General features: G+C 70.9%; 15 protein-coding genes and 1 pseudogene. 9 read left to right on the top strand and 7 right to left on the bottom strand.

The window, feature by feature from the left end; translation table 11 throughout:
- Positions 1-84: 84 nt before the first annotated feature.
- From OG584_RS06375 to OG584_RS06360, 4 genes are all read left to right on the top strand, one after another.
- Positions 85-1,317 (top strand): SAV2148 family HEPN domain-containing protein, encoded by a 1,233-nt coding sequence (locus OG584_RS06375; protein WP_405775895.1) that lies wholly within the window; start codon positions 85-87, stop codon positions 1,315-1,317.
- A gap of 77 nt (positions 1,318-1,394) precedes the next feature.
- Positions 1,395-1,658: a GlsB/YeaQ/YmgE family stress response membrane protein gene (locus tag OG584_RS06370; RefSeq protein WP_405775893.1), complete on the top strand. Its 264-nt coding sequence runs from the start codon at positions 1,395-1,397 to the stop codon at positions 1,656-1,658.
- An 89-nt stretch (positions 1,659-1,747) separates the two neighbouring features.
- Positions 1,748-2,461, top strand: a complete 714-nt coding sequence (locus OG584_RS06365; protein WP_405775891.1) for a 3'-5' exonuclease — start codon at positions 1,748-1,750, stop codon at positions 2,459-2,461.
- Between the two features lie 126 nt (positions 2,462-2,587).
- On the top strand, positions 2,588-3,373 hold the full coding sequence (locus OG584_RS06360; protein ID WP_405775889.1) for an SDR family oxidoreductase: 786 nt from the start codon (positions 2,588-2,590) through the stop codon (positions 3,371-3,373).
- Between the two features lie 86 nt (positions 3,374-3,459).
- On the opposite strand, the gene OG584_RS06355 is transcribed toward OG584_RS06360, so the two are convergent.
- Entirely contained in the window at positions 3,460-4,311 is an 852-nt protein-coding gene (locus OG584_RS06355) for a phosphotransferase enzyme family protein (protein WP_405775887.1), read from the bottom strand.
- A gap of 63 nt (positions 4,312-4,374) precedes the next feature.
- Between OG584_RS06355 and mgt the strand changes: the two are divergent.
- Both mgt and OG584_RS06345 read left to right on the top strand, forming a co-directional pair.
- Positions 4,375-5,672 (top strand): annotated as a pseudogene (mgt, locus tag OG584_RS06350) (macrolide-inactivating glycosyltransferase).
- 61 nt (positions 5,673-5,733) lie between these two features.
- Positions 5,734-6,282 carry a DUF1697 domain-containing protein gene (locus OG584_RS06345; RefSeq protein WP_405775885.1) on the top strand — a complete coding sequence of 183 codons (549 nt, stop codon included), beginning with the start codon at positions 5,734-5,736 and terminating at the stop codon, positions 6,280-6,282.
- A 60-nt stretch (positions 6,283-6,342) separates the two neighbouring features.
- On the opposite strand, the gene OG584_RS06340 is transcribed toward OG584_RS06345, so the two are convergent.
- Entirely contained in the window at positions 6,343-7,143 is an 801-nt protein-coding gene (locus OG584_RS06340; RefSeq protein WP_405775883.1) for an ABC transporter ATP-binding protein, read from the bottom strand.
- Between the two features lie 358 nt (positions 7,144-7,501).
- On the opposite strand from OG584_RS06340, the gene OG584_RS06335 reads away from it, so the two are divergent.
- Both OG584_RS06335 and OG584_RS06330 read left to right on the top strand, forming a co-directional pair.
- Positions 7,502-8,521: a ketopantoate reductase family protein gene (locus OG584_RS06335; protein ID WP_405775881.1), complete on the top strand. Its 1,020-nt coding sequence runs from the start codon at positions 7,502-7,504 to the stop codon at positions 8,519-8,521.
- An 81-nt stretch (positions 8,522-8,602) separates the two neighbouring features.
- Entirely contained in the window at positions 8,603-9,205 is a 603-nt protein-coding gene (locus tag OG584_RS06330) for a DsbA family protein (RefSeq protein WP_405775879.1), read from the top strand.
- Positions 9,206-9,242: 37 nt separating this feature from the next.
- Here OG584_RS06330 and OG584_RS06325 read toward each other — a convergent pair whose 3' ends face one another.
- Positions 9,243-9,803 (bottom strand): TetR/AcrR family transcriptional regulator, encoded by a 561-nt coding sequence (locus tag OG584_RS06325; RefSeq protein ID WP_405775877.1) that lies wholly within the window; start codon positions 9,801-9,803, stop codon positions 9,243-9,245.
- 346 nt (positions 9,804-10,149) lie between these two features.
- Here OG584_RS06325 and OG584_RS06320 point away from each other — a divergent pair, with 346 nt between their 5' ends.
- Positions 10,150-11,085 (top strand): MBL fold metallo-hydrolase, encoded by a 936-nt coding sequence (locus tag OG584_RS06320; RefSeq protein WP_405775875.1) that lies wholly within the window; start codon positions 10,150-10,152, stop codon positions 11,083-11,085.
- A gap of 297 nt (positions 11,086-11,382) precedes the next feature.
- Here the strand turns inward: OG584_RS06320 and OG584_RS06315 are convergent, their stop codons facing one another.
- Genes OG584_RS06315 through OG584_RS06300 form a run of 4 tightly spaced genes read right to left on the bottom strand, consistent with a single transcriptional unit; the run spans position 11,383 to position 14,938 of the window.
- Positions 11,383-12,132 carry a sirohydrochlorin chelatase gene (locus OG584_RS06315; protein WP_405775873.1) on the bottom strand — a complete coding sequence of 250 codons (750 nt, stop codon included), beginning with the start codon at positions 12,130-12,132 and terminating at the stop codon, positions 11,383-11,385.
- A gap of 6 nt (positions 12,133-12,138) precedes the next feature.
- Entirely contained in the window at positions 12,139-13,017 is an 879-nt protein-coding gene (locus OG584_RS06310) for an ABC transporter permease (protein ID WP_405775871.1), read from the bottom strand.
- Positions 13,004-13,789 (bottom strand): ABC transporter ATP-binding protein, encoded by a 786-nt coding sequence (locus OG584_RS06305; RefSeq protein ID WP_405775869.1) that lies wholly within the window; start codon positions 13,787-13,789, stop codon positions 13,004-13,006. Before OG584_RS06305 ends, OG584_RS06310 begins: the two co-directional genes overlap by 14 nt.
- Positions 13,790-13,825: 36 nt before the next feature.
- A complete protein-coding gene (locus OG584_RS06300) occupies positions 13,826-14,938 on the bottom strand; it encodes an aliphatic sulfonate ABC transporter substrate-binding protein (RefSeq protein ID WP_405775867.1) in 1,113 nt (370 codons plus the stop codon).
- Between the last annotated feature and the right edge of the window lie 265 nt (positions 14,939-15,203).

The raw sequence follows: 15,203 nt of genomic DNA, 5'->3' as shown, positions 1-15,203 counted from the left end.
AGCTGGTGCATCCGGCTGCACCGGCTCCCGCGCGCGGAGTACCCTTCCTTGATCGTTGCAGGGGCAGTGAAAGGTGGTACGCGGGTGGGCTCGGGTGGGCTGGAGCTGCCCCCAGGTGACCCGGGTCACGACGGGGGTTCCACAGACGTCCCACCGGGGGCGGTCTCCCTGGCGAGGCCCATGGAGATCGGGGCGGAGCTCGACTGGGGCGCCGACGCCTGGAACGAGGTGCGGACCCGCGCGCAGCGGGCCGGGCGCGCCTACATCTGGCTGAACCTGGTCGAGCAGCGGCTCCGCGCGGTGGTGGCCGCTGTGCTGCGCCCCATCTACGAACCGGTGCACGCCGACGACTGGGTGGTCGCGGCCGCGGGTCCTGCGGGGCAGGAGTGGGTGCAGCGGGCCGTCGCCGTACGGGAGGTCTCGCGCCGCAAGGGCTATCTGCTCGACCCGGCCGACGACAACGTCCTGAGTTTCCTCACGCTGCCGCAGCTGCGCGAGCTGATGGTCCAGCACTGGCCGTGCTTCGAGCCGTACTACGACGACCGGCGCGACGTGGAACTGGCTCTGGACGAGCTGGAGGTCACCCGCAATGTGGTCTCCCGCAACCGTGCGCTCTCCGAGACGGTGCTGGCTCAGGCCGAACGGGCCTCCGCGCGCCTGCTGAACATCCTGGGCGCCGGGTCGGGCGCCCCCTCCGCCGACCGCCTCCCGGTGGACGCGGTCGAGGACCTGGTGGGAGACCGGTACGCGGACGTCATCGGTGTGCACCCGGACCGGGTCCGCCTCCAGCGGCAGATTCCCGCCGAGGACCTGTTCGGCGGGGCGCGCAGGCTCGATGCGATCGGGATCGGCCTGAACCTCCTCGTCCAGAACTTCTCGGGCCGCCGGCTGGTCCGGCTGGCCGAGTCGGGGTGCCGGGTCCGGCTGCTCTTCCTCAACCCGGCCAGCAGCGCGGTCAAACGGCGTGAGCGGGAGCTGGGGCTGAAGAAGGGCGAGCTGAGCCGCTCGGTCGAGACGAACATCCTGCACATGCGCCGGGTGCGGTCCCGGCTCCGGGACCCCGGGGCCTTCGAGATCCATGTCTTCGACGAGACGCCGCGCTTCATGGCCTGTCTGGTCGACGGGGACGGTGCGGACGGTCTCGCGGTCGTCCAGTCGTATCTGCGCAGGGCGCGAGGCATGGAGGCGCCGGTCCTGGTGCTCCGGGGCGGCGGCCGCTCGGTGGTCCGGCACGGGCAGGACTCGGAGCACGGTCTCTTCGAGACATACCGGGACGAGTTCGAATCAGTGTGGGGCGACTCCCGGCCGGTGTCCTGACGGAGAGTGAGTTCCCTCTTCGGGGGTACAGGGTCGGTCATCGGGAGCGAACGTCCTGTCGACCGGATCGAGGAGCCATGGAGATAGCAGGCATCATCAGCGCGATCGTGATCGGCATCGTCATCGGGGTGCTCGGACGGCTCGTCGTGCCGGGGCGCCAGCGCATCGGCATTCTGCTGACGATCGTCGTGGGTATCGTGGCCGCCTTCGTCGGAGCGTTCATCGCCCATGCGGCCGGGGTGGACGACACCAAGGGCGTCGACTGGATCGAATGGCTGATCCAGATCGGTCTCGCCGCCGTGGGCGTCGCTGTTCTCGACCGCTCCAGGGCGCGCCGCTGACGCCGTGAGCGGGCGGCGGCGGACCGGTTGTCAGTGGCGCGTGCGAGGGTGGTTCTCACTTGGGGGACGTACCACGAAGGAGGGCCGCCATGAGCTGGCACCGGGGACAACTGGTCGGCTTCGACCTGGAGACGACGGGCACCGACGTCGAGACCGACCGCATCGTGACGGCGGCGGTCGTGCGACTCGGCCCGGACGGGGGTGTCCAGGGGCAGCACACCTGGCTGATCGACCCCGGAGTGGCGATACCCGAGCAGGCCTCGGCGATCCACGGCATCTCGACGGACCACGCCCGCGCACACGGCGTCCCGGCGGCAGCGGCCGTCGAGGAGATCACGCGGACCGTCGCCGACGTGCTGCGCTCGGGGGTGCCGCTGGTGGTGATGAACGCGCGGTACGACCTGTCGCTCCTGGACCGTGAGTGCCGGCGTCACGGGGTGGCGTCGGTCAGCGAGCGGCTCGGCACCGTGCCCTCACCTGTCATCGACCCGTTGGTGATCGACAAACACGTCGACAAGTACCGCAAGGGCAAGCGCGCCCTCCAGGCGCTGTGCGCGTACTACGGAGTGACGCTGGACGACGCGCACGACGCGAGTGCGGACGCGGTGGCGGCTGCGCGGGTGGTGCGCCGTATGGGGGAGATGCACGAGCCCGTCGGCGCGATGCCGCTGGCGGACCTCCACGGCCTCCAGGTGAGCGCGGCAGCCGAGCAGTCGGCCTCGCTGCAGGCCTATCTGCGGCGCACGGCGAATCCGACGGCGGTCGTGGAGGCGGCCTGGCCGGTCATCCCGCGCAGCCGCTGAGCCGGCGTCCGCCGGCCCTCGGGCCGTCATACGGGGGTGGTCGTCATATCGCGGGCCGGCCGTTGCCATGAGGCGAAAACCGGTTGCCCCGCCGGTCTTCGTGGCGAACGATCGCGTGCTGTGACGATGGCTGAGACTGACGAGACCGGTGTCCGCGATGTTCGGCGGCCGGTGGCGCTGGTGACCGGAGTGGGCCGGACCGCCTGCATCGGCGCGGCTGTCGCCCGCCAACTCGCCTCCTCAGGCTGGGATGTCGCCTTCACGTACTGGACTCCCTACGACCGCCGTATGGCGTGGGGCGCCGAGGACGGAGCAGCAGGTGTGATCGCCGGGGCGCTCGCCGAGTGCGGCGCTGCCACAGTGGCTGTCGAAGCCGACCTGGCCGACCCGGACGGCCCCTCCCGCGTCTTCGACGAGGCCGAGCGGGCCCTCGGCGCCGTCACGGCTCTGGTGATGTGCCACTGCGAATCGGTCGACTCCGGGCTGCTGGACACCACGGTGGAGAGCTTCGACCGGCACTTCGCGGTCAACGCGCGTGCCACCTGGCTGCTGATCCGCGAGTACGGCCTGCGCTTCACCGCGGCTCCCGGCTCCGGACGAGTCATCGCCCTCACCAGCGACCACACCGTGGGCAACCTTCCGTACGGGGCGAGCAAGGGAGCCCTGGACCGAGTCACTCTGGCCGCCGCGCACGAACTGGCCCACCTCGGCGTCACCGCCAATGTCATCAACCCGGGACCTGTCGACACCGGCTGGCTGTCCGGCGCCGCGGGGGAGCGGCTGCGGCAGGCGACCCCGCTCGGCCGGCTCGGCACCCCGCAGGACGCCGCACACCTGGTGGACTTCCTCTGCTCCGCCCGGGGTGGGTGGGTCAACGGGCAACTCCTCATGAGCAACGGCGGGTTGGCGTGAGGTACCGCCGTTCCATCGGCAGGAGCCCCCGGCTTCATCCGCCGCGCGGGGCGGCGGCCGGCTCAGGGGCCCATGCCTGACTCCGGCTAGAACGGATACCACCGCACCCCCGGGTCGTTCTCCCGCAGTGACGCCACCCTGCGGCGGAATTCTTCGAGCGCCCGGGGGTTGGCCGGGGCGTGCTGCGCCACCCAGGCGCAGCTCGCCGTCTCGCGGGCTCCGCGCAGGACCGCGCAGCCCTCCCAGTCGCGGACGTCCCAGCCGTAGGTGGCCACGAAGGAGTCGTATGCCTGTGGGGGAAGCCCGTAGCGGTCCCGGGAGAGGGCCATGACGACCAGGTCGTGCTCCCGCAGGTCCGACGAGAAGGTCTCCAGGTCGACCAGGACCGGTCCCTCCGGGCCGACATGGACGTTGCGGGGGAGCGCGTCGCCATGGATCGGGCCGGGCGGCAGGCGGGGTGTCAGGGCCGCCGAGGCGGAGGCGAACCCGTCGCGGCGCTCGCGGAGGTAGTCCGCGTCCGCTGGATCGACGGCGTCCCCCGCGAGCCGCAGCCAGCGTTCGACCCCGCCCAGGAGTTCACGCCGGGGAAGGGCGAAGGGCGGAACGGGCAGCGCGTGGACGGAGCGCAGCAGTGTTGCGAGGTCATCGGATCCGGCCGGCCGGACCGCGTCGGGGAGCCGGTGCCAGAGTGTGACCGGATGTCCTTCGACCAGCCGGGGCGACGGTTCGGCCGCGCGGACCGCGGGGACGCCCGCTTCCGAGAGCCACTGCGCCACGGACAGTTCACGCTCCGCCCGCTGCAGCAGCTCCGGGGCCCGGCCCACCTTGACGACGAGCCCGCCGTCGGCGAAGACCGCGTTCTCGCCCAGGGCCAGCAGTTCCGCGTCCGGTGCCAGACCGGCAGCCAGCAGTATGTCCCGCGCTGTCGCCTCGTCCATGTGATGTCTCCCGCTCTAGATGGAACGGGGCCAAGTTTCGCATCCGGGCAGGCGGGGCCGGACATCCGAGGTGCCAGGGGCCGGAGGTCAGGAGCATCGAGCCCCGCATACAAATTGCACGAGACGTCTCGTCTCGTTACGGTCGGGGTATGACTTCACCGCCGCGTGCCCACATCGCCATGTTCTCCTTCGCGGCTGCCGGGCACGTGAACCCGAGCATCGAGGTGATCCGGGAGCTCGTCGCCCGCGGCCACCGCGTCACCTACGCGATCCCGGAGTCCTTCGCCGAGAAGGTCGCGGAGACCGGCGCCGATCCCGTCACCTATACGTCGACTCTGCCCGCCGACGACGACCCCGGGGCCTGGGGCACCACGCTGATCGAGAACATCGAGCAGTTCCTCGGAGACGCCATCGCCGCACTGCCGCAGCTGACCGAGGCGTACGAGGGCCCGGACGGAGTGGGCGTGCCCGATCTGATCGTGCACGACATCACCTCTTACCCGGCGAAGGTGCTGTCCCACCGCTGGGGCGTCCCCGCCATCTCGCTCTCCCCGAACCTGGTCGCCTGGCAGGGGGCCGAGGAGGAGGTCGGCGCGCCCATGCTCGCCGAGCTGATGGCGACCGAGCGGGGCCGTGCTTACTACGCGCGATTCCACGCCTGGCTGGAGGCCAACGGGATCGATGAACACGCGGACCGGTTCGTCGGTCACCCCCGTCGCAGCATCGTCCTCATCCCGCGCGCGTTGCAGCCCAACAACGACCGCATCGACGACAGTACGTACACCTTCGTCGGCTCCTGTCAGGGAGACCGCGAGGACCAGGGGGACTGGCAGCGCCCGGAGGGCGCCGAGAAGGTGCTGCTCGTCTCGCTGGGCTCGACCTTCACCAAGCAGCCGGGCTTCTACCGCGAGTGCATCGAGGCCTTCCGCGACCTGCCCGGCTGGCATGTGGTGCTCCAGATCGGCAAGTACGTCGACGCCGGCGAGCTGGGCCCGGTCCCGGCCAACGTCGAGGTGCGGAAGTGGGTGCCGCAGCTCGCCCTGCTCCGGCAGGCCGACGCGTTCATCACCCACGCGGGCGCGGGCGGCAGCCAGGAGGGGCTCGCCACCGGGACACCGATGGTCGCCGTCCCGCAGGCCGTGGACCAGTTCTCCAACGCGGACATGCTCCAGTCGCTGGGGGTGGCCAGGCACGTGCCGATGGCGGAGGCCACCGCGGAGACCCTGCGCGATGCGGTGCTCGCCCTGGTGGGCGACCCGGAGGTCGCCCACCGCCTCGCGCGCATCGGTGCCGAGATGGCGCAGGAAGGCGGCACCACGCGTGCGGCGGACCTCATCGAGGCCGACATCCCCGCACGATAGCCCTTGTCGGAGGGCGCCCGGCGGCATCCGCGGAGGCCGGCGCCCGGTCTATGTTCGTCCCATGACGAACAGATACGCCCTCCTGCTGCGCGGCATCAACGTGGGCGGAAACAGGAAGGTCCCGATGGCGGACCTCAGGGAGCTGCTCACCGGACTCGGCCACGGCGACGTCCGCACGTACCTCAACAGCGGCAACGCCGTCTTCAGCAGTGAGGCGTCGGGCGAGAACGAGCTGGCGGCGGGTGTCGAGGAGGCCATCGCGAGCCGGTTCGGCTTCACGGTGGACTGTCTCGTCCGAGGTGGCGGCTATCTGCGGGCCGTGGCCGACGCGTGCCCCTTCGAGGCGTCCGGACTCCAGGGCAAGCAGCTGCACGTCACCTACTTCTCCGGTCCCGTCGAGCCCGGCCGGTTCGCGCCCATCGACCAGCAGGCTTATCTGCCCGAGGAGTTCAGACTCGGTGACCGGGTGCTCTATCTGTACGCACCGGACGGGCTCGGCCGTTCCAAGCTCGCGGTGGCCCTCAACAAGCCCGCCGTGAACAAGGACATCATCGGCACCTCCCGCAACTGGAACACCGTGCTCAAGCTCGCGGAGATGACGGCAGACTGATCGCAGCCCCGCCGGCCGCTGTCCGCCACCGGCTGCCGTCACCCGCTGCCGGATGCGCCGTCAGTGCCGGGCGGCCCGCTCCGAACGGGCCGCCCAGCGGCCGTCCGTGCGGGTGATCCGCACCGGATGGTCGAAGCACTTGCTGACCTGGTCGGTCGTGAGCACCTCGTCGGCGGGCCCCGAACCCAGACACGCGCCGTCGCGCAGCAGCATCGCGTGGGTCGTGGACGCCGGCAGCTCCTCCAGATGGTGGGTGACCAGAATCGTCGCCAGCTCCGGATGCTCGGCGCGCAGCTCGTCCAGGCTGGTCAGCAGCTGCTCGCGGGCGGCCAGATCCAGCCCGGTGGCCGGCTCGTCGAGCAGGAGAAGACGGGGACTCGGCATCAGCGCGCGGGCGATGAGGGTCCGGCCGCGCTCGCCCTGCGAGAGCGTCGGCCAGCGCGACTCGGCCTTCTCGCCGCCCATGCCCAGCATGGTCAGCAGCCGGTCGGCCCGCTTCACCTGTTCGTCGGTCGGCGACCAGCGCGGGACGGGCTCGATGGAGTTCGTGAGACCGGTCAGGACGACGTCGCGGACCCGCAGCGGCGAGTGCAGCGGATGGCGGGGGTTGATGTGCCCCAGACGGGAGCGGAGTTCCCGCAGGTCGACCCGGCCGAGCCGGTGCCCGAGGATCTCCACATCTCCGCGGGTGGGGTGTGCCACAGCGCCCAGCAGCCCCAGCAGGGTCGACTTGCCCGCGCCGTTGGCGCCGAGAAGGGCCCAGTGCTCACCGCTGCGCACGGTCAGCGAGACCGAGTCCAGCAACAGGTTCCCGTCCCGTACGAAATCGACGTCGTCCGCACGGATCACGACGGTGCTCACAGGTCGTTCAGCTCCTTCATCTCTTTCTCGGCCGGGCCTGCCCCTGATGGCGCCACGGCGGTCGGCGACCAGGGCGAGTGCCGATGGAGCCTCGCCGGCCGGTGCGCCTCGGTGCAGCGGGAACCAGGGCAGAAGGGCGAGGCGGTGCGTCCGGCGCACCGCGGGTCCGCCGACGCGCGGCCGGGGGACTGGAGCCGCTCTGCACCGAGGCCGTCCCGGTCAGGGAGAGCGCCTGTTCGAGCTGGTCGGCGGTCATCGTGTCCGGGCCGACGCACCGGATCGTACCTTCCTGGCCGTCCCCGGCCGGAAGGCGTCCGGATCCTGGTCCCGCGCCGTCCGTCCGTGCCAGAGTCTCCCTATGCGCTACATCATCATCGGGGCGGGCGCCGTCGGCGCCACCATCGGCGGCCGGGTGGCCGAGGCCGGCAGCGACGTGGTCCTGGTGGCCCGCGGGGCCCACTACGAGGCGCTGCGGGAGGGCGGGCTGCGGTTCGAGACCCCGGAGGGCGCCTGCACACTCGACCTGCCGGTCGCCGACGGTCCGGAGTCGGTGGAGCTGCGCGCTGGTGATGTCCTCGTCCTGACGGTGAAGACCCAGGACAGTGCCGCGGCCCTCGATGCCTGGGGCCCGCGCCCGGTTGCCGGGACGGACGCGACGGCCGCCGAGGTGCTCCCGCTGATCTGCGCGCAGAACGGAGTCGAGAGCGAACGCCTCGCACTGCGCCGCTTCCGCCATGTGTACGGCATGTGCGTCTGGCTGCCCTCGACCTTTGTGGAGCCCGGCTCCGTCGCCGCGGCGGGCTCTCCGCTCACCGGCATACTGCACATCGGCCGCTATCCGGACGGTGCCGACAGCACGGCCCGGCAGATCTCGGCGGACCTGGAGAAGGCCCCGTTCGAGGTGCCGGTCGTCGCGGACGTGATGCGCTGGAAGTACGCCAAACTCCTCTCGAACCTGACCAATTCGCTGGAGGCGGTCTGCGGGATCGGCGGCTTCGACGCCCCCGGCGACCCCGCGGACGTACTCCGGCGGCAGGCGAAGGCAGAGGGTCTCGCCGTCTACGCGGCAGCCGGGATCGAGGCCGCCGGGCCCGAAGAACAGCAGCGGACACGCGGCGACAAGATCGTCCTGCAGCCGCTCGGGCAGCAGCGCGGCGGTGGCTCCTCGTGGCAGAGCCTCAACCGGGGCACGGGCACCATCGAGGCGGACTATCTCAACGGCGAGATCGCCATGCTGGGGCGGCTGCACGGGGTGCCGACCCCGGTGAACGACGTACTCCAGCGGATGGCCAACACTTTCGCGCGTGAACACAGGCCCGCGGGCTCCATGCCGGCCGCCGAGCTCGCGGGCCTGGTGGCCGAGGCGGCGCGGCGCTGAGCGGCCCGGCCGGACTGGCCCGCGGATTCGTGCCCCAAGTGGCCCACAGGGCCGGGCCGTTGCACCCGTAGCCTCCTCCGCATGACGACTCTGGACTTCTACTTCGACCCTGCCTGCCCCTTCGCCTGGATCACCTCACGCTGGATCCTGGAGGTCGAGCAGTACCGGGACATCGACGTCCGCTTCCGTGTGATGAGCCTGTACCTCCACAACGAGGGCAACGAACTTCCCGAGTGGTACAGGGAGCTGGTCGACAGATCGATCGGGCCCGTACGCGTGGCCGCCGCCGCGGCACAGGAGCACGGAGACCAGGTGCTCCGCGACCTCTACACCGCGCTCGGCACCAGAATCCACGTGGGGAAGAACGAGGACTTCGACGCGGTCGTCGCGGAATCCCTCGCCGAGACCGGGCTGCCCGCCGCGCTCGCGGAGGCTGCCCGCTCCACGGCGTACGACGACGCGGTGCGGCGCAGCCACGATGCGGGCAAGGACCCGGCGGAGGGTGCGTACGTCGGGACGCCGACGCTCCACATCGACGGCGCCGTGTACTTCGGTCCGGTTCTCGGCTCGATCCCGCGCGGTGAGGAGGCCGCCCGGATCTTCGACAGTTTCCGGGTACTCGCCGGGTGCCGGGACTTCTTCGAGCTGAAGCGCACCCGCACCGGCAGCCTCGACGTCAGCTGACCGGGTCCCGCGCGGTCGCTCCGGTGCGGTTTCGCTGTCAGGGCCGGCCGAGGGCGTTCGTCACGAGTTCGCGCGCGTACGCGGCGTCCAGTCGGCCGGGGCGGAACAGGATGCGGTACATCATCGGCGCCACGACCCGGTCGATCACTCGTTCTGTGTCAGGTACGGCCTCGCCGCGCCGCGTCGCACGGTCCAGGACGGTGTCGATCTGCTCTGCGGCGTAGGCGGAGCACTGTCCGGCGTTGGTTCCGTCCGGATCGCCGAGGAGTGCGTCACGGATGTATGCACGGCCGGGCGGAGAGGCCATCTCGTCGAGGAACTGCTCGGCCCACGCGTCGAGGTCGGCCCGCAGGCCGCCGAGATCTTCGGGGGCGGTCCCGGGGCGCAGCCGTTCGACCGCGACGTCTGACAGCAGTTCCTGCAGGTCGCCCCAGCGGCGGTAGATCGTGGAAGGTGTCACGCCGGCTCGGGCCGCCACCAGGGGAACGGTCAGTGCTTCGCGGCCCGTCTCGCCGACGAGTTCGCGGACCGCGGCATGGACCGACTCCTGCACACGTGCGCTGCGCCCGCCGGGACGCGTCATGGGCTTGGGGCTCATACGTTTCACCTTAATGCGAATGGATTGCTTCTGGTCGCCCCGTCCCGTTCCCGGCGGCAAGGGTGTGTGCGGGGGTGGCGCCGCCACTCCCGGCACCGCACCACCATCCGAAGCCGGCGACCGGGAAGGTCCACCGGGTGCCCCTGCGCGGGCACGAGCCGCCGGGAGACGGGACCACAGCTCTGTGCCGTGTACCGGTGGCGGTCGCGCCGTGCCGTGCATCGGCCTGGGAACTGGCCGCGGTCCGCGACACCTAAAGGCGAATGGTTTGCTTTAGGTGGCGGCAGGGCCTAAGGTGCATTAAAGCGAACCAGTTGCTTTTAGCTCGCGTAGGGAGAGATCCACCGTGTCCACGACCTCGCAGCCCAGTGCCGCCCTCACCCCGCAGGCCCCGACGTGGTCCGTGGGTGACCACACCGTGCGACGTATCGACGAAACAGCTCTCCCCGCCGCGACCGGCGCGTGGCTGCTGCCGGAGGCGACCGCGGACGTCGTGACCCGGACCCCTTGGCTGCGCCCCGACTTCGCCGACGGCGAGGGAGTCCTCCGGCTGGCAAGCCACAGCTTCGCGGTCGAAGTGGACGGGCTGCGGATACTCGTCGACACCGGCATCGGGAACGGGAAGCCGCGCGCCAATCCCGCCTGGCACAACCTGAACAGCGACTACGAAGCGCGGCTCACGGCGGCGGGCTTCGCACCGGAGGCCGTGGACGTCGTCATCCTGACCCACCTTCACGCCGACCACGTGGGCTGGAACACGCGCTCCGAAGGCGGCAGTTGGGTGCCCGTCTTCCCCAACGCGCGTTATCTCACCTCGCGTACCGAATGGAACTACTGGGCCGGTGTCGAGATGGAGGAGGCGCGGCAGCAGATGTTCCAGGACTCGGTGCACCCCGTCCGGGACGCGGGTCTCCTCGACCTCGTCGACGTCGCGGACGAGGGCACGGGCATCGCGCCGGGTGTCCGCCTGCTGCCCAGCCCCGGTCATACTCCGGGCCAGGTGACCGTCGAGTTGAGCAGCCAGGGCGAGAGCGCGCTCATCAGCGGCGACAGTATCCACCACCCGGTCCAGATGGGGCATCCGGATCTCTGCAGCTGCGTGGACGTCGCACCCGGACTCGCCGCCATGACCCGGCACCGGATGCTCGACTCGCTGGCCGGCACCCCGACCCTGCTCCTCGGCAGCCACTTCCCGGCGCCGACCGCCGGTCACGTGCGGCGCGAGGGCGGGGCGTACCGGCTGGCGCCGGCCGCACCCGGCGTCCCAACGGCCCGCGGGTGAACCGAGGGCCGGCCAGGCGCGCCCCAATCGCCGCCCAGGGCAACGGCCTTCACCGGGCCATGCTCACCACGGGCCGCCTCCTCGACGACGCGGGATCACCCGAGGACCCGCTCACCGCCGAAGGGGTCGGCCTGCGCGATCGGCTCCGGCCCCACCCGAACACCGGGACGCGGTAGGGCCTGATTTTGAGGGCTGTCCCGATGGTCCGCGGGGCCGCGCCAAAAACTCAAGATCCATCTCACCGATCCCGGCTGTTCCGTCGGTCTCCGAGGCCGGTACCGCCAGGGACACGAGGGGTCAGGCGCTCAGTACTTCCGGCCCCGGCACCCGTGCCTCGTCGTACCGGGCCAGTACCAGCCGGGCCAGCTCCGCGCAGGGGCCGAGCACGCCGGCCAGCACGTCGGCACCGGCGGTCCGTGCACCCGCCGCTATGCGGTCCGGCAGCCGGCCGGGAGCGATGACGCAGGGCGCCACCGCCACCCGGCCGGCGCCGGACGCGCGAAGTTCCCGCACCGCGTCCTCGGTGCGGGGCAGAGTGGCGGAGGCGAACGCAGGCCGCACGGCGCACCAACCGGTGTGCCGCAGCTCCCGCGCCATTTCAGCGATCACTGCGATCGCCTCCGGGTCCGATGAGCCCGCCGCGGCCAGGACCAGCCCCGTCGAGCGTTTGTGGGACGGGGCGACGCCCGCTTCGTACAGCCTCCGCTCCAGAGCGGTCAGCAGCAGTGGGGAGGGGCCGAGCACCTCCGCCCGGCGCACCCGCATCCCGGCAGGTGCCCCGCGGAGCACGGCCGGGATGTCCGACTTCGCGTGGAACGCCGCGGTCAGCAGGAGCGGGAGGGCCACCACGTCCCGTACGCCGTCCGACGCCAGCTGCTCCAGCAGCGTCGGGACCGACGGCGTGTCGAAGTCCAGGAACCCCGTCTCCACCCGCACCCCGGGCCGCAGCGACCGCACCCGCCGGGTCAGCGCGTGGACGGTCGCGGCGTGCCGGGGATCACGGCTGCCGTGTGCGACGACCAGGAGCACCGGACGGTGGTCGTACATCCCGGTTCAGCTCCTGACCAGCAGACCGCGGTTGCGCAGCACGTGCCGCTCCAGCGGACTGAAGATGAGCAGATCGATGGCGATGCCGACGATGAGGATCAGGAAGATGGCCAGGAACACCATCGACATGCTGCTGGTCTCCCGGCCCTGTTCCAGCAACTGACCGAGTCCCACGCCCAGATCGGGCGAGGACGCGATGATCTCCGCGGCCATCAGCGACCGCCAGGAGAACGCCCAGCCCTGCTTCAGACCCGCCAGATATCCGGGCAGCGAGGCTGGCAGCACCACATGCCAGGTGCCGCGCAGCCCCGAGGCGCCGAGCGTACGGCCGGCCCGCAGGTGGAGCGGCGGGATCTGGTCGACGCCCGAGACCAGGCCGTTGGCGATCGAGGGAACGGCGCCCAGCAGGATCACCGCGTACATCATGGTGTCGTTGAGCCCCAGCCAGATCACCGCGGGCGGTACCCAGGCGACGGACGGCAGGGACTGCAGGCCCGAGAGGATCGGGCCGATCGCCGCGCGGACGAACTTCACCCGCGCCACGAGCAGCCCCAGCGGCGTACCGATCACCAGCGCCAGCAGGAAGCCGAGCAGGCCGCGCGAGACGCTCGTCCAGATGTAGCCGAGCAGGGTGCCCTCGGTCCAGGCGCTGGACACCTCGTCCCAGACCTGGGTGGGCGAGGGCAGCTTGTAACTGTCGGTGACCTTCGCCCAGATCAGGATCTGCCAGACGACCAGTACCAGCACGACCGCCACCACGGGCGGCAGCACCTTGCGCACCAGCACCTGGCGGACCGGGACGCGGTCCACCCGTACGGTGTCGAGCGCGTCCAGGCCTGCTCCCAGGCCGGCCAGCTCGTCCGTCCTGACGTCAGTGTTGGCCATGTCGGCGGATCTCCCCACGCAGTTGTTCAGTGATCTCCACCGAGAGCTCCGCCACCGCGGAGTCCTCGATCCGGCGCGGATGCGGAATGTCCACGTTCCACTCGTGCGCCACCCGGCCGGGGCGCGAGGAGAGCAGCACGACCCGCTCGGCGAGGCGCACCGCCTCCCGCACGTTGTGCGTGACGAAGAGGACGGAAACGTTCGTCTCGCGCCAGATCCGGGTCAGCTCGTCGTGCAGCACATCGCGGGTGATGGCGTCCAGGGCGGCGAACGGCTCATCCATCAGCAGCAGTTGGCTGTCCTGCGCCAGTGCGCGCGCCAGCGCCACCCGCTGACGCATACCGCCGGACAGCTCGTGGACCCGCTTCGCGTACGCGCCCTCAAGCCGTACGAGAGAGAGCAGCCGCTCCGCCTCGCCCCGCCGGTCGGCCTTGGGCACGCCCCGCAGCCGCAGGGCCAGCTCGATGTTCTTGCCCGCGGTCAGCCACGGGAACAGCGCGTGCTCCTGGAACATGAGGGCGGGACGGCCGCCCGGGGTCGAGATGGACCCCGACGTCGGCGCGTCGAGACCTGCCACCAGATTGAGCAGAGTGGACTTTCCGCATCCGGACGCCCCCAGGAGCGTGACGAACTCGCCCGGTGCGACGTCGAGGGTGATGTCGTCGAGTACGAGCTGCCCGGCGGGTCCGCCGAAGGACTTCGAGACGTGACCGATGGCGGCCGCGTGCGTCACCGCGGTCCGGTCATCGGCCTTGGCGAGTGCTGTGGCCATGGTCGTCACCTCCTGGGAACGGGTCTGGGTCCGGGGCTACTTGACGCCGAGACCGGCGTCGGCGACCGCCGGCCGGCCCGCCGCCTGGAGTACCTTGTTGAGCGGCCGCAGGTCGTAGATGCCCTTGAGGTCGGGCTTCTGCAGCAGACCGGCCTTGACCGCGTGGTCCGCCTCGGTGCTGAGTGTCGCCGCGAGCGGGTCGTCCGTGGTCTGGATGGACTTCCACGCGGGGTCGATCACATTGGCGGGCAGGGCCTTGCCGGACAGCTTCTTCAGCGCCGTGTTGGCCGATGCCTTCGCGGCGTCCGGATGCGCCTTGATCCACGCGTTGGTCTTCACCGAGCCGCGCAGCACGGCCTCGACGACGTCCGGGTGCTCCTTGAGGAACTTCTGCGACACGATCATGTTCGTGATCACGAACTTCTTCTGCGGCCACAGGTCGCTCTCGTCGAGCAGCACCTTGCCACCCTGCTGGACCAGCTTCGAAGCGGTCGGCTCCGGTACCCACGCCCCGTCGATGGAACCGGACGCATAGGCGTCCGGGGTCACCTTGTTGTCCGTACGGACGACGGAGACATCACCCTTGCCGCTGGTGGCATCGGTCTTCCAGCCCTTGCTCGCCACCCAGTTGAGGAAGGCGACGTCCTGGGTGTTGCCGAGCTGCGGAGTGGCTATCTTCTTGCCCTTGACATCGTCCAGGGACTTGATCTTCTTGGGGTTGACCACCAGCTTGACGCCGCCGGACGCGGAGCCGCCGATGATGCGCAGGCTCTTGCCCTGGGACTTGGTGTAGCCGTTGATCGCCGGGGACGGGCCGATCCAGCCGATGTCGATCGAGCCCGAGTTGAGCGCCTCGATCTCGGACGGGCCCGCGTTGAAGGTGGACGTCTTCAGCTGGGTGCCGCCCAGCTCCTTCTGGAATATCCCCCGCTGGTCCCCGACCAGTGCGGTGGCATGGGTGAGGTTCGGGAAGTAACCGATCTTCACCGAGTCGGCGGAGAGCTTCTTGGCTCCCGCTGCGACCTTGGACTTCCCCGTGTCGTCCGTGGTCTTGTCGGATCCGTAGCCGCAGGCGCTGAGCGCCACGGCCAGCAGCGGGAGGGCGGCGGCAGCCACGAGGCTGCGGCGCAGGGGGAGAGTGACAGGCACGGGAGGTTTTCCTCTCGATGGCCCGGTACGGGTGTCCCTCAGGACATCGCCGGGCGGTCGGCTGTTCTTCCAGGTCTTCGCCGGGTCAGGTACGGCGAGCGGTGCGTCCGGGCGCGCAGGCAGTGCGCGTACGCCTTCACACACATCGCCCGACCCCGCCCTGGCCGCTGCCGAGGGCACCTCCCCCAGACTTCGTCCGGGGGTACCCCCAGCCGACGCGGCCGCGCTCCTTCGCGAACGTGGCATAGATGTCGACGACCACCAT

The sequence above is a fragment of the Streptomyces sp. NBC_00859 genome (assembly GCF_045161865.1).
Classification (GTDB): Bacteria; Actinomycetota; Actinomycetes; order Streptomycetales; family Streptomycetaceae; genus Streptomyces.
This window is presented reverse-complemented; position numbering and strand designations above follow the sequence as displayed.